Origin of the sequence: Pseudomonas sp. NY15181 (assembly GCF_048068055.1) — a bacterium.
Classification (GTDB): Bacteria; Pseudomonadota; Gammaproteobacteria; order Pseudomonadales; family Pseudomonadaceae; genus Pseudomonas.
Genome location: NZ_JBLUPT010000011.1, coordinates 98,012 through 110,839, shown reverse-complemented (window position 1 = coordinate 110,839; position 12,828 = coordinate 98,012). Strand labels below are relative to the sequence as shown.

At 66.5% G+C, this 12,828-nt stretch carries 13 protein-coding genes; 2 read left to right on the top strand and 11 right to left on the bottom strand.

All coding sequences use genetic code 11. The annotated features are described in order from the left end of the window. Positions 1 to 13: 13 nt before the first annotated feature. The 3 genes from ACNFBT_RS22850 to ACNFBT_RS22840 form a co-directional block, all read right to left on the bottom strand. A complete protein-coding gene (locus ACNFBT_RS22850) occupies positions 14 to 1,372 on the bottom strand; it encodes a DUF1329 domain-containing protein (protein WP_416753017.1) in 1,359 nt (452 codons plus the stop codon). A 41-nt stretch (positions 1,373 to 1,413) separates the two neighbouring features. Then, positions 1,414 to 3,261 carry a DUF1302 domain-containing protein gene (locus ACNFBT_RS22845; protein WP_416753016.1) on the bottom strand — a complete coding sequence of 616 codons (1,848 nt, stop codon included), beginning with the start codon at positions 3,259 to 3,261 and terminating at the stop codon, positions 1,414 to 1,416. 132 nt (positions 3,262 to 3,393) lie between these two features. Continuing rightward, positions 3,394 to 3,957, bottom strand: coding sequence for an RBBP9/YdeN family alpha/beta hydrolase (locus tag ACNFBT_RS22840; RefSeq protein WP_416753015.1), 564 nt, complete (start codon positions 3,955 to 3,957; stop codon positions 3,394 to 3,396). Between the two features lie 357 nt (positions 3,958 to 4,314). Here ACNFBT_RS22840 and ACNFBT_RS22835 point away from each other — a divergent pair, with 357 nt between their 5' ends. Then, positions 4,315 to 5,319 (top strand): AraC family transcriptional regulator, encoded by a 1,005-nt coding sequence (locus ACNFBT_RS22835; protein ID WP_416753127.1) that lies wholly within the window; start codon positions 4,315 to 4,317, stop codon positions 5,317 to 5,319. 309 nt (positions 5,320 to 5,628) lie between these two features. Here ACNFBT_RS22835 and ACNFBT_RS22830 read toward each other — a convergent pair whose 3' ends face one another. The 7 genes from ACNFBT_RS22830 to ACNFBT_RS22800 all read right to left on the bottom strand — a co-directional run bounded on the left by ACNFBT_RS22830 (position 5,629) and on the right by ACNFBT_RS22800 (position 11,946). After that, the gene (locus ACNFBT_RS22830; protein ID WP_416753014.1) at positions 5,629 to 6,639 is read right to left on the bottom strand and encodes a YeiH family protein; all 1,011 of its coding nucleotides are present in this window, start codon (positions 6,637 to 6,639) and stop codon (positions 5,629 to 5,631) included. Further along, on the bottom strand, positions 6,636 to 6,971 hold the full coding sequence (locus ACNFBT_RS22825; RefSeq protein WP_416753013.1) for a Rieske (2Fe-2S) protein: 336 nt from the start codon (positions 6,969 to 6,971) through the stop codon (positions 6,636 to 6,638). The genes ACNFBT_RS22830 and ACNFBT_RS22825 overlap by 4 nt, the downstream gene beginning before the upstream one ends. After that, the gene (locus ACNFBT_RS22820) at positions 6,968 to 7,630 is read right to left on the bottom strand and encodes a DsbA family protein (RefSeq protein WP_416753012.1); all 663 of its coding nucleotides are present in this window, start codon (positions 7,628 to 7,630) and stop codon (positions 6,968 to 6,970) included. The genes ACNFBT_RS22825 and ACNFBT_RS22820 overlap by 4 nt, the downstream gene beginning before the upstream one ends. Next, positions 7,627 to 8,916 carry an MFS transporter gene (locus ACNFBT_RS22815; protein WP_416753011.1) on the bottom strand — a complete coding sequence of 430 codons (1,290 nt, stop codon included), beginning with the start codon at positions 8,914 to 8,916 and terminating at the stop codon, positions 7,627 to 7,629. Before ACNFBT_RS22815 ends, ACNFBT_RS22820 begins: the two co-directional genes overlap by 4 nt. Before the next feature lie 92 nt (positions 8,917 to 9,008). Next, on the bottom strand, positions 9,009 to 10,061 hold the full coding sequence (locus ACNFBT_RS22810) for a 3-keto-5-aminohexanoate cleavage protein (protein ID WP_416753010.1): 1,053 nt from the start codon (positions 10,059 to 10,061) through the stop codon (positions 9,009 to 9,011). Positions 10,062 to 10,105: 44 nt separating this feature from the next. After that, positions 10,106 to 10,954: a TauD/TfdA dioxygenase family protein gene (locus tag ACNFBT_RS22805; RefSeq protein WP_416753009.1), complete on the bottom strand. Its 849-nt coding sequence runs from the start codon at positions 10,952 to 10,954 to the stop codon at positions 10,106 to 10,108. 11 nt (positions 10,955 to 10,965) lie between these two features. Then, a complete protein-coding gene (locus ACNFBT_RS22800; protein WP_416753008.1) occupies positions 10,966 to 11,946 on the bottom strand; it encodes a quinone oxidoreductase family protein in 981 nt (326 codons plus the stop codon). A gap of 208 nt (positions 11,947 to 12,154) precedes the next feature. Between ACNFBT_RS22800 and ACNFBT_RS22795 the strand changes: the two genes are divergently transcribed. Then, positions 12,155 to 12,349: a hypothetical protein gene (locus tag ACNFBT_RS22795; RefSeq protein ID WP_416753007.1), complete on the top strand. Its 195-nt coding sequence runs from the start codon at positions 12,155 to 12,157 to the stop codon at positions 12,347 to 12,349. Between the two features lie 151 nt (positions 12,350 to 12,500). Here the strand turns inward: ACNFBT_RS22795 and ACNFBT_RS22790 are convergent, their stop codons facing one another. Then, positions 12,501 to 12,743 (bottom strand): hypothetical protein, encoded by a 243-nt coding sequence (locus ACNFBT_RS22790; RefSeq protein ID WP_416753006.1) that lies wholly within the window; start codon positions 12,741 to 12,743, stop codon positions 12,501 to 12,503. Positions 12,744 to 12,828 lie beyond the last annotated feature (85 nt).

Genomic DNA, 12,828 nt, shown 5'->3' with positions numbered 1-12,828 from the left:
CGGACTCATCCGCTTAGCGAATGCCGCTGCCCGCGAGGGCTTCAGGCGACCACTGGGTGGCGGCCAGCGGATCGATGTAGGTGATGCCGCCGTACGGGCCGACGACGCCGTTGATGTTGTAGGAGCCGGCGGTCAGGTCGTAGATCATGAACGGCGTGGCGTCCGGGATGTGCTTGTCGTAGCTCTGGCTGAGGAAGGCGAAGGAGCCGCGATAGAGCTGGCCACGGGCGTCGTACTGGTCGGAGGCCAGGGCAACCCAGCTGTCCTCGTCGAGGTAGAAGCGGCGCTTGGCGTAGATGTGCCGCGCACCGGACTTCAGCGTCCCCTCGACCACCCACACGCGGTGCTTCTCCCAGCGCACGTAGTCCGGCGACAGGTGATTGGGCGTGACCACCGGCTTGATGTCGCTGGTGTAGGTCAGGCGGTAGGTGTTGTAGGGCACGATCATTTCCTGCTTGCCCACCAGTTTCCAGTCGTAGCGGTCCAGCGCGCCGTTGAAGACGAACACGTCGTCGTAGGTGCCGGCGCCGGCCATGCCTGGGTTCGGGGTGTCGTAGGCCAGGTTCGGCGCCAGCTTCACGCGGCGCTGGCCGGGCAGGTACTGCCAGGCGCGGCGCGGCTGCTGCAGCGGGTTGGCGGCGTCCTTGAGCATCATCGCCTCGCCAGCGCGGCGGGCCGGGCCGCTGTAGTACAGCTTCATCTGGTAGTAGACCTCGGAGCCCTTCACCGGCTGGGTGAGGTTCTCGTAGATCGGGTAGTTGATGAAGGCCTGGCCGGTGGTGGCGAGGTTCGCGCTGCCCGAGGAGTCGACGTTCCAGGAGTCGTACTTGGCCTTGATGTTCACCCCCTGGTAACGCAGCAGGAAGTTCCACATGGCCTCGGCGCCGGTCTTCGGAATCGGGAACGGCACGCCCGGCAGCGCGTTGTCGATGGCGGTGCCGCCTTCCAGGGACTGGGTGGCGACGGCGTTCTTCTTGCTGTTCTCCAGCACCGCGTCTGGCAGCACGGCGGTGCGGTGGGTCGGGTAGACGTCGACGCGGAAGCTCGGGTAGCGCTTGGCCAGCTCGACGGTGGTGGCGGAGAGCTCGTTCTTGTACTGGTCGACGTTCTTGCCGTCGATCACCAGCAGCGGCTTTTCGCCGGCGAAGGGGTCCGGGCGCATGCTGTCGCCGGCCTTGAAGCCGGCCGGGGCGCTGGTCAGGCCGCCGCTGTAGGCGGGAATCGAACCGTCGCTGCTGGCGGCCTTTTCGGCGCCGACCAGGGTCAGGGTGGTGCCCAGCTGGGCGGCATCCTGGGGCGAGACGGCGGCCTGGGCCAGACCGCAGAGGGTCAGGCCGAGGGCGGTGGCGATCAGGGTGGGCTTGAAGTTCATGCTGTTTTTCTCCTGCTCCGGGTAGGGAGCCTGGGGTGAAATCAGAAGGTCGCCTTGAGGGACGCGGTCACCATGCCGCGGTCCTTCAGCAGGGGCGCGAGGCCGCCCTGCGAGGTGATCTGCCCGGGGATGCACTGGTACTGCCCATTAGCCCCGGGGGTGTTGTTGTCGCGTCCGCTTTCGCAGGTATCGAAGGGACCGAATGCGTCGACGTACTTCAGATCGACGCGGTACTTCTGGTGGAAGTCCGCCGCCACGCCGACCGAGTAGCTGCCGGCATCTTCGTTGCCACCCAGCTGCACCGCCGAGTTGCCGTGCAGGCCGACGTTGTAGGCCAGCGGCATGGACAGGTCGACGCCGGGGAAGGCCTGGTACCAGGTCGGGGTGAAGTTGGCGGACATGGCGTAGGCATTGGGGGTGACCTTGTCCACGCCGTGGTAGCTGGAGTCGCCCTTGAAGGTCTGCTCGCCTTCGGTGACCTGGATCAGGTGCGTCAGGGTGCCCTCCACCGCCAGCGACGAGGCGTCCCACAGCGGCGTGGCGCCGAAGGTCACCAGGCCGTTGAGCACTACGTGGAAGGTGCGGCCGCGAGCGAGGCCGGTGTCGCCGTCGCTGGGCAGCGAGCCGATCAGGTTGGCGCCATTGACCAGGCCTTTCTGCGCGGCGTTGTAAAGCGTCGAGTTGACGGTGGTGAAGTTGCTCGCCAGCGGCATGTTCTCGCGGTAGTTCAGGTCCATGCCGACGCTCACCCCGCCGACTTCCTTCGACAGGCTGATGCCATAGATGTCGATGTCGTCGGCGTAGGCGGTGAAGTAGTTCATGTCCTTCAGGCCAGCCAGACCCGGCTTCTGCAGGTTCGGCGCGTCCACCAGCACCGCCGGCAGGGTGTCGGAGGTCTTGCGGTAGTAGAAGCCGAGGGTGCCGTCGAGCCATTCCGGGCTCCACTTGGCCATCAGGCCGTAGTCGCCGGTGTTGTCCGGCTCGCGATCGTGGCCGCGCGGCGCACCGTAGAAGGCATTGAGCGAAGGCAGCGGCAGCCAGAACACGTTGCCGCCGTCGTTGAGCATGTCGTAGGGGCCCATGTAGGTGCCGCCTTCGGGGAAGCGCGAGTTCTCGAACTCGAGGAAGTACTGCGCGGCCAGGGTCAGTTCCGGGTTCACCGTCAGCGACGCGGAAAGCTGGTTGCGCGGCATGAACAGCTCTTTCGCCTCAGTGCCCGGCACGTTGTACAGCTTGCCCAGGTCCAGGGCCGACTGGCCGTAGTTGATGCCGTTGGCGGCGCTGAACAGGGTCTCGCCCCAGTACACGGTGTGGCGGCCGAGCTTGCCGCTGAGCAGCATGTCGTCACCGATCTGGCGGCTGCCGAAGACGAAAGCGTCGAGCAGCTCGCCGGAGGGGCCGTTGTAGTAGCGGTCGGCGAAGTTGCTCAGGCCGTCGGTGACCGGCTGGGCGCCGCGCGGAGCGATCACGGTGCCGTTCTTGCTGACCAGGTGGCCGGCGTTGCCCTTCTGGCCGGGGAACGGGTTGCTCGAGCCGACGTCTTCGTAGGCGTTGTCATACCAGCCGGCGGCGCTGACGCGGAAGCCCATGCTGTCGCGGTAGACGAAGTCCAGCTCGCTGAGCAGGTCGAAGCGCTGGGTCACCGGGCTGCCGGAAGAGAAATTGCGGTCGCCGTCGTTGGTGTTGGCGGTGCCGGCGATCTTGCTGTTGGCCGCCTCGACCCGCTGCCCATAGCTGAGCTTGACGGTGTTGTCGAAGCGGACGGCAATGTCCGGGTTGCCGGTGTTCAGTTCGAACGCCTGGGCCGTGGTGCCGCCGAAAGCGCCGAGAATCGCCGTGGCGAGCAGGCAACGGCGCAGCCGCCGCGGTGGGTTGCTCTGGTAGTGCATGCGTGTGCTCCATTTCTTGTTGTTATCGGGACGCTATCCGGGCCCGTCCCGCGGCCCTCGCCCGCGCCGCCTTCAGGGCGCACGCGAGCCCGCCCCGGCGCCAGGCGCCGGAACGTGTACTTCCTGTCAGGATCAGCGATCCAGCATCTGGATCAGGTTTTCCGCCTCCGGCCAGTCACCGAAGCCTGAGGCCGGGTTCATGTGGCCGACATGGCCCAGCTCCACCAGGCTTGCTCCCCAGGTGTCGGCCAGGCGCTGCACGGCCTCTGGCGTGGCGAGCGGATCGTTGTCGCTGGCCGCCACCAGGGTCGGGAACGGCAAGGGCTGCTGCGGCAGTGGTGCCCAGCCGCGCTCGGCGAGGCTCGCCGGGCTCGGGTAGTGCTCCGGCCACTGGCCTTCGAGGTCCGGCGGGGTCACCAGCAGCGCGCCCTTGATCGGACGGTCGTGGCGGGCCGCCCAGTGCGCCACCATCAGGGTGCCGGCGCTGTGGGCGACCAGGATCACCGGGCCGTCGATCTGCGCCAGCTCATGCTGGATGGCAGCGACGCGGGCATCGAGGTCCAGCTTGTCCTCGGTCAGTGGCGGCACGCTGCGCGCATTCGGCAGGCGGGCCTCGAGATGGGTTTGCCAGTGTTCGGCCACGTGATCACGCAGGCCGGGAACGATGAGGACGGTGGTGGAGTTGTTGTGTTTCACCGGGTCACCTTGCAGCTATTTTCGAACTTGTTGGACAAGACAGTAGAGGCAGCCCGGCTACGCTGCTTTGCATAGAACGTCAGGCACTTCGCAATTGATGACAGCGCGGATGTCATCCGGCACTCTGTGCGTAGGCCAGATCCCACGCATCACGCGAGCTAGGGCCGTTCGAGAGCAGTCAATAGCGCTGGTCGATATGCAAAACTTCGTACACGCTTTACTGAACTCGCCGATACAATCTGTCGTCAGCGAACAAGCCAAACGTGCTCCGGTGAGGGTTACGCACCTGTCATTTCGTGACAGACCCCACCGGTGCGACGCAGCCACAAGAACAAGAAGGCGATCGGCATGACCCCAATGGTTCGTATTGCGGCCCTGACCAACTACCTGGAGGTGGCCCGCCACCTCGGCCTCAACCCCCAGCATCAGCTCAGCCAGGTCGGTCTGAGCCTGTCCATGCTGGAGCACCCCGAGCAGCGCGTGCCCATCACCCCGGTGGTGAGCCTGCTGGAAGAATCGGCCCGCGCCTGCGGCTGCGAGACCTTCGGCCTGCGCATGGCCGAATCCCGCCAGCTCGCCGATTTCGGCGTGATCAGCCTGCTGATCACCCACCAGGCGACCCTGCGCGAAGCCATCGACACCATCGTCCAGTACCGCCACCTGATCAACGAGTCGCTGGCCCTGTACGTGGACCAGGAAGGCAAGACGGCGATCCTGCGCGAAGAGATCATCACCGTGCCGCCGATGCCCATGCGCCAGGGCATCGAACTGGCCATCGGCACCCTCTACCGTCTCTGCGCCGCCCTCCTCGGCTCGCACTGGCGGCCGATGAGCGTGAACCTCACCCACGACGCGCCGGCCGATCTGCAGGTGCACAAGCGCCTGTTCGGCTGCAAGATCGAGTTCGGCAGCGAGTTCAACGGAATCGTCATCCCGGCGGCCGACCTCGACGCCGCCAACCCCATGGCCGACCCGGCCATGGCCCGCCACGCGCGCAGCTTCGTCGATTCGCTGCCCGGTGCCACCGACGGCAGCACCTTGAACGAGGTGCGCAAGGCCATCTACCTGCTGCTGCCCATGGGCCGCGCCACCATCGAGCAGATCGCCCAGTCGCTGGGGCTGAACGTTCGCACCCTGCAACGCCGCCTGGAGGAGAACGGCGTGACCTTCTCCGACCTGATCAACGAAGTGCGCCGCGAGCTGGTGCTGCGCTACATGGAAAACCCGCGCTACTCGCTCAGCCGTATCGCCGACCTGCTCGGGTACGGGATGCCCAGTTCCTTTACGCGCTGGTTCACCATTCAGTACGGCATGTCGCCGGCGGCCTGGCGGCGGGAGCATACGGGGCGGGAGTCGGAGTGATTTCCTTCCGAGGGGCCGCTCGGTTCGCGAGCAAGCTCGCTCCTACAGGACAAAGCTCAGAGCGCTCTTCGTAGGAGCAACAGTCTTCTTCTGGGGAGTCCGTGCCGACGCATCCCCCTCACCCCAGCCCTCTCCCTTAGGGAGAGGGGGCAGTCCGAGCCGACTGACGCAAAGGTTTCATCCTGCACCGAACGGTCCCCTCTCCCTCTGAGCGAGGCGCGCAGCCAGGGTTAGGGTGAGGGCCGCCCCAAATGCAGATGTATCTCGAAGGAGCGGACTCCGTCCGCGATCAGCACTCAAGGGCACTCATCAGCCCGCGATCTTCAACATCCCCAGCACCAGCACCGCCAGGAACACCGTCTCCCCCACCATCAGCAGGATCGGCTTGATCCCCACCGTCGCCAGGGCGCGCAGCTGGGTCTTCATGCCCAATGCCGCGATGGCAATCACCAGGCACCACTGCGACAGCTTGCTGCCCGCCTGCTGCACCACCGGCGCCAGGACACCGGTGCTATTGATTGCCGCCAGCAGCACGAAACCCACGGCGAACCAGGGCAACAGCGGCGGACGCTTGTCGCCCGGCTCGACGCCCCGGGCGCGGGTGATCATCGCCGCGCAGAGGATCACCGGCAGCAGCATGGCCACCCGCATCAGCTTGACCACCGTGGCGCTGTCGCCGACTTCCGGCGAGATGCTGTAACCGGCGCCGACCACCTGGGCCACGTCGTGGATGGTGCCGCCGAGGAAGATACCCGCCTGCAACGGCGGCAGCCCAAGGGCGTGGACGATCATCGGGTAGAGGATCATCGCCAGGGTCGAGAGCGCCGAAACACCGAGAACGGTGAACAGCGTGGCCTTTTCCTTCTGCGTGTGGGCTGGCAGCGCCGCCGCCAGGGCCAGAGCCGCCGAGGCGCCGCAAATGGCCGTGGCGCCACCGGTGAGCAGGCCGAAGAGGAAGTTGAACCCCATGGCGCGGGCGGCAGCGATGGAGACCAGGATGGTCACCGTCACCAGCACCACGACCATCACCACCGGCTGCCAGCCCAGTTCGGCGATCTGCCCGAAGGTGATGCGAATGCCCAGCAGCGCCACGCCCAGGCGCAGGATCTCGCGGGCGGTGAACTCGATGCCGGCCTTGCACACGCTGTCGGTGGCGAGGAAGTTCAGCGCCAGGCCCAGCAGCAGCGCAAACAGCATCACCGGCGCGCCATAGTGTTCGGAGAGGAAGGTCGCCGCGGCGGCGACCATGGCACTGACCAGCAGCCCCGGCAGCAGGGTGCGGCTGCGGGTGCCGAGCGCGGAGATAACAGCGGTGCTCATGCGGAAGCTCCCTCGGCGATCGTCTCGTCGAGCAGCAGGAAGCACTCGTCGGCGCGCCACTCGATGGGATAGCGGCGCACGCCGAAGCCCTTGAGGCCCGCCGGGCAACCCGTGTCCAGATTGAACTTCAACCCATGCGCCGGGCATTGCAGCCAGCGGCCGTCGAGGCGGCCGGTGAACAGCGAAGCCCCTGCGTGGGGGCAGCGGTCGTCGATGGCATACAGGCAGCCCTCGACGTCAAACAGCAGGACGATGCCCTTGTCGTGATGGAACAGGCTGCGTCCGCCCGGCGCGGGCAGGCGTTCGCTCGGAATGTGCAGCTCATAGCTCATGCCGACAGCGCCTCCTGCCGATCGAAGGCGCGCAGCAAGGCCACGAGCAGTTGGTCCGGGCTCTGCCCGCCGAGGGCGAAGGCACGCCCGTCGAGCAGGAACAGCGGCACGCTGGAGTCCGCCAGGCCCACGCGACGGCCGATGAAGGCCCGAGCGCCGTCCGCCAGGGCCTCTTCGAACTGTTCGGGGATGTAGTCGCAGGCGCGCAGCATGCGGCGCAGCGTGTCGCGCTGGCCGATGTCCTCGCCAAGCTGGAAATGCGCACGGAACAGCAGCTCCAGCAGGCGCTCCAGCTGCGATTGGCTGCCCAGCTGGGCGGCGCGCTGGAACACGCGATGGGCGTAGGTGGTGTTGGGCATGCTGCGGATGCGCTCGAAGTCGATCTCCACGCCAGCCTGCCGGGCCGCGTCGCGCACTTCCATCTGGCGCGCGCGCACCGCCCGCTTGCCGCCCAGGCGGCGCTGGTAGAACGCGGCAAAGGGCTCACCCTCCATTGGCACCTGGGGCAGCAACTGCAAGCCCAGCCAGTTCACCCGCACGTCCAGTTCCGGACGCTGCCGGGCCAGCAGGCGCAGCGCGCTGTCCAGGTTGCGCTTGCCGATCAGGCACCAGGGGCAGATGAAGTCGAAGGTCATGTCCAGGTTCAGCGTCGGCATCATGCGCCCTCCTCCTCGCCGCGCAGGCGGCAGATATCGCTGTGGTAGTGGCGCCGGGCGTAGATGAACACCAGCGCGGCGAAGATGCTCAGCAGCGGGACGATCTGGAACGCGCGGTCCAGTCCCACCGCATCGGCCAGTACGCCGGTGAGCAGCGGGCCGGGCGCCAGGCCCAGCAGGTTGTTGGCCAGGGTCAGGGTGGCGAAGGCGGTGCCGTGCACGGCCGGGCTGGTGAGGTTGGCCACCATGGCGCCGGACGGCCCTGAGGTGCCGGCGGCCACCAGCATGCCGAGGGCGAGCAGGCTCAGTTGCGTCGCGCCCGGCGGCAGGTGGAACGCCACCGAGAGCAGCAGGCAGCTGGCCAGGCAGAAACCGATGGCGAGGGCGATCTTGCGCGGCGGATTGGCACGACCCAGGCGGTCGCAGAGGATGCCGCAGAGCACCATGCCGCTGCCGCCCACCAGCACGATCACCGCCGAGATAAGTCCGGCCTTGTCGGTGTCCAGGTGGTAGTAGCGGTTCAGGTAGCTGGGAATCCACACCATCACGGCGGCGGCGACGAACAGTTGCAGGCCGCTGCCCAGGTAGGCGGCAACCACCGAACGACTGCCGAACAGGCTGCGCAGCGAGCGCCCACCGGCCTGGCGCGGCGCCTCGGCGGCGGCCACCGGGGCGATGCGCTTCTCGCTCACCACCAGCGGATAGAGCAACGCCAGCAACAGGCCGAACAGTGCCATGCCGGCAAAGGCCCAGCGCCAGCCCATGTGAGCGGCGAGCACGCCGCCCAGGCCCATGCCCAGCACCGAGCCGAACATGCCGCCGGCCATGAAGGCGCCGGTCAGGGTGGCGCGCAGGTGCGCGGGGAATACCGAGATCACCACGGCGATGCCGACGCTGCCGTAGGCCGCCTCGCCGACGCCAACGAAGAAGCGTGCGGCGAACATCTGCGGGAAGGTCTGCGCCAGCGCGCAGCCCAGGGTCGCCAGGCTCCAGAGCATGGCCATCAGCGACAGGCTGCGCACCCGGCCCCAGCGGTCGGCGAGCAGCGATAAGGGGAAGGTCAGCAGGCCGACCATGACGGCGACGATGCCGCTGAGCAGGCCAAGCTTGGCGTCGCTCAGGGCCCATTCGCCCTTGATCAGCGGAAAGACGGCGTTGAGCACCTGGCGGGACATGTAGTCGGAAATCAGCAGGCCGAACGTCAGGGCGAACACGACCCAGGCATAACGACGCGGCACGCTGGGCGTGGTGGCGGAAATGTCGCCCAGGGCGACGGAGTGGATGGCCATGACGCTACCTCTCCAGGCGAGTAATCAGGTTCTTGTTCTTCTTCTGGGGTAAAACCGGTGCGGGTTACTGGCAGAACCCGCACCGGAGCCTGTCACGCGCGAAGCGGGACGGACTTCTGGCCCGGCTGGCGGTTGGGCGCCATGCCGTTCATGCGCAGGGTTTCCTCGATGCTGTCGTACTGCACGCCGATCTTGTAGATGGCGCGGGCTTCCTTGCCGCTGGCGACCTCGCGACCCAGCTCATGGGCGACGCGGACGCACTGCTGGATCTGCTCGACCGAAGTCATGCGCTGGCCATGCTGGCCGATGATGGTGTCCTCGATGCCGCAACGCGGGTGCAGCCCCATGGCCATCGCCATCATGTTGAACGGCAGGACGTTCTTGAGCAGCGACTCGGCGGTGACGGTGGCGCCGTCCGGCGCACGGTGCACGAAATTCATGAAGTTGAACGGGTTGGGGCCGTCGAAGCCGCCGCCGATGCCGATCCAGGTCAGGTTCAGCGGGCCGCGGTAGACGCCCTTGCGCACCAGGCGCTCGAGGGTTTCCAGGGCGTGCATGCCGGTCAGCTGGAAGTGCGGCTGGATATTGGTCGCCTGCAGGCGCTTCAAGTGCTCCTCGACCCAGGCCGGGCCGGCCGGCACGGTCATTTCGCTGTAGGCCGCCTGGTACAGCGGGTTTTCCAGGGAGGTGCCCTTCAGGTACTCCGGATAGAGCAGCTCCATGATGTTCATCTGGGTGGTGTTGATCGCCACCGTCACCTGGTCGGGCTTGGGCGTCAGCTCGGCGAGCATGTGGCGGGTGTCGTCGGACAGCCATTTGGCCGCTTCGCCGTCGCTTTCCGGGGCGAAGGAGATCGAGCCGCCGACCTGGATGATCATGTCCGGCACGGCTTCGCGCACGCCGGCGATCAGTTCGTTGAACTTGGACAGGCGCTTGGAGCCCTTGCCGTCCAGTTCACGCACGTGCAGGTGCAGTACGGTGGCACCGGCTTCGTAGCAATCCACGGCCTTCTGGACCTGTTCGTCCATGGTCACCGGGATGTCTTCGGGGAAATCTTCGGGCATCCATTCCGGGCCATAGGGGGCCACGGTGATGACTACCTTGTCCTGGTTTTCCGGGTGCAGGGAATCGTCGAAAAATTGCATGTCAGTCTCCGTAAATTGTTCTTGTAGAGCTCTTTTTCCGAGGATCAGAACGGCTTGTCGCCGATGATTCCGGCGCGTTCCATCTGGCGCACGCACGGCGGGTAATCCATCACCGCGTAATGTTGGGTACTGCGGTTGTCCCAGATCGCCACGCTGTTCTTCTTCCAGCGCCAGCGCACCTGGTACTCGGGGATGTACACCTGGCTCACCAGGTAGCGCAGGAGGTCCAGCGCGCCGGGGTTGGCGTCCTGGCCGAAGCGCACGTTCTGCGCGGTGTGGTAGTTGGTGAAGTGGGTGGTGAAGGCGTTGACGAACAGCACCTTCTCGCCCGTCTCGGGATGGGTACGCACCACCGGGTGCTCGGCGTCCGGGTACAGCGCCTTGAGCGCCAGGCGCTTCTCGATCGGCATCGCCGCGCCGAAGCTCGCCTCGATACTGTGGCGAGCGCGCAGCTCAGCGATCTTGCTCTTGATCTCGGCCGGCAGGTTCTCGTAGGCCAGCACCATGTTTGCCCACATGGTGTCGCCACCCACCGGCGGGCACTCCACGCAGCGCAGCACGCAGCCCATGGGCGGCGCCTCGCGCCAGGTGGCGTCGGTGTGCCAGGCGTTCTCGTAGCGGTCGTTGGGCAGGTCCGGGGTCTTGTAGATACGCACCAGGCCCGGATGTTCAGGATCGCTGCCAGCCACCGGGTGGTCCTCCAGCTCGCCGAAACGGCGAGCGAAGGCCACGTGGTCCGCACGGCTGATGTCCTGGTCGCGCAGGAACAGCACCTTGTGTTTCAGCAGCAGGCTGCGCATTTCGTCGAACAGTGCATCGTCACGGGCGGCATCGCCCAGGTTCACGCCGGAAACTTCAGCGCCGATGCTGCAAGTCAGTTGCTCCACGTGCATGACGAGTCACCTCAGATGACGAAGATCGACGAGCCGGTGGTCTTGCGCGATTCCAGGTCGCGATGGGCCTGCACGGCATCTTCCAGCGCGTAGTGCTGGTTGATCTCGATGCGGATGTCGCCATTGCCGACGTGGGTGAACAGTTCATCCAGCAGCGCGGCCTTCTCCGCCGGGTCGGCGATGTAGTCGGCGAGCGCCGGGCGGGTGAGGAAGATCGAGCCCTTCATCGCCAGCAGTACCGGATCGAACGGCGGGATCGGCCCGGACGCGGTGCCGACGCAGACCATCAGGCCACGGCGCTTGAGCGAGTCCAGGGAGGACATGAAGGTGTCCTTGCCGACGCTGTCGAAGACCACGTCCACGCCGCGGCCATCGGTCAGCTCGCGGACCCGCGGGGCGACGTCTTCGCGGCTGTAGTCGATGACCTCCGAGCAGCCGTGGGCCAGGGCGACCTGGGCCTTGGCTTCGCTGGAAACGGTGCCGATCACCCGCAGGCCGAGCAGGCGCGCCCACTGCGAAACGATCAGGCCGACACCACCGGCCGCAGCGTGCAGCAGGATGCTGTCACCGGGCTTGAAGTCGTGGATGCGGCGCATCAGGTAGGCCGAGGTCAGGCCGCGCATGGTCATCGCGGCGGCAGTCTCGAAGGCGATGCTTTCGGGGAGGCGGATCAGCGGTGCGGCGGGCACCAGGCGCTCGGTGCTGTAGGCGCCCAGGGTATTGATGAAGCCGGTATAGGTAACGCGGTCACCGGGGACGACGTTGTTCACGCCCTCGCCCACCGCCACCACCACCCCGGCGGCTTCCACACCCATGCCGCTGGGCAGGGGCACCGCGTAGGTCCCATTACGGAAGTAGGTGTCCGCGTAGTTCAGCCCCACGGCGACGTGGCGCAGGCGAACCTGCCCCGGGCCGGGATCGCCGACCTCCACGTCCTCGTAACGCAGGACTTCGGGACCCCCTGTTTCATAGAAGCGAACGGCTTTGGCCATGCCGGATTCTCCAGTCTGTCTTGTTTTTTTATTGGGCGGATGCCCATGGATCGGACTCTAGGGAGGGGGCCGGACAGCCGCTTCACATCGAACGACAGGGGCTTTTCATTTCGTGACAGGGAGGTGGCGCCGTTCGTCAGGCGCGCGCAGGCAGGGGCGCCAAGGCGAGTTCACTGGAGGGTGGGACAGCCAACGGGAGGACGCGGAGATGCCGAGATTCATCGCGCTGCTGCTGACGGGCGTACTGGCCCTCGCCCTGGGCGGATCGTCCTGCAGCGGCCACAGCCGGCCAGCCGAGCACAACGTCGCGCCGCCGCCGAAGCCGCAGATGTCCGACGACATCAATATCGGCGACCAGGGGATCGACCCGCAGCGGATCCAGCCGCAAGCGCCCCGGCGCTGAAAGCGCCAGCTCTGTTGTAGGAGCGAGCTTGCTCGCGAACCACCCAGCGCCGGAGCTGCCGGTACCTCTTCTTCGCGAGCAAGCTCGCTCCTACGAAAAGCCGTGCGTAGGGTGTACAACCATTCGCGGTTGTACACCGATACTCCTTGCCCTACGGATGCTGCTTCCGCAGGCAGGCCATCGCGGTGAGGCGCGCCGACACCATCGCCAGCAAGCCGACCCCGCCGAAGAGGACGATGGTCACCATGCCCTCGCGCTGGGTCAGGAAGTCCGTCAGTGCGGCCAGGCCGATGGCCAGGACGAACATCACCATGCCGAACCACTGCATCAACTGCGCGCGTCGCACGCAAGGGGACTGTTTGACGGCCTGAAGACTATTCACTTCATCGCTCATGACAGCGCTCCCGTTGAGGTTGCTTCTCCACGCTAACAGCAATCTCCGGCCACGGCGGCGCAACTGACGAAACGATGCCCAAACC

Excerpts from the sequence above, each read along its gene's own strand:
- ACNFBT_RS22850 (WP_416753017.1), bottom strand. The coding sequence starts at position 1,372 with ATGAACTTCAAGCCCACCCTGATCGCCACCGCCCTCGGCCTGACCCTC.
- ACNFBT_RS22845 (WP_416753016.1), bottom strand. The coding sequence starts at position 3,261 with ATGCACTACCAGAGCAACCCACCGCGGCGGCTGCGCCGTTGCCTGCTC.
- ACNFBT_RS22835 (WP_416753127.1), top strand. The coding sequence starts at position 4,315 with ATGGTTCGTATTGCGGCCCTGACCAACTACCTGGAGGTGGCCCGCCAC.
- ACNFBT_RS22830 (WP_416753014.1), bottom strand. The coding sequence starts at position 6,639 with ATGAGCACCGCTGTTATCTCCGCGCTCGGCACCCGCAGCCGCACCCTG.
- ACNFBT_RS22825 (WP_416753013.1), bottom strand. The coding sequence starts at position 6,971 with ATGAGCTATGAGCTGCACATTCCGAGCGAACGCCTGCCCGCGCCGGGC.
- ACNFBT_RS22820 (WP_416753012.1), bottom strand. The coding sequence starts at position 7,630 with ATGATGCCGACGCTGAACCTGGACATGACCTTCGACTTCATCTGCCCC.
- ACNFBT_RS22815 (WP_416753011.1), bottom strand. The coding sequence starts at position 8,916 with ATGGCCATCCACTCCGTCGCCCTGGGCGACATTTCCGCCACCACGCCC.
- ACNFBT_RS22810 (WP_416753010.1), bottom strand. The coding sequence starts at position 10,061 with ATGCAATTTTTCGACGATTCCCTGCACCCGGAAAACCAGGACAAGGTA.
- ACNFBT_RS22805 (WP_416753009.1), bottom strand. The coding sequence starts at position 10,954 with ATGCACGTGGAGCAACTGACTTGCAGCATCGGCGCTGAAGTTTCCGGC.
- ACNFBT_RS22800 (WP_416753008.1), bottom strand. The coding sequence starts at position 11,946 with ATGGCCAAAGCCGTTCGCTTCTATGAAACAGGGGGTCCCGAAGTCCTG.
- ACNFBT_RS22795 (WP_416753007.1), top strand. The coding sequence starts at position 12,155 with ATGCCGAGATTCATCGCGCTGCTGCTGACGGGCGTACTGGCCCTCGCC.
- ACNFBT_RS22790 (WP_416753006.1), bottom strand. The coding sequence starts at position 12,743 with ATGAGCGATGAAGTGAATAGTCTTCAGGCCGTCAAACAGTCCCCTTGC.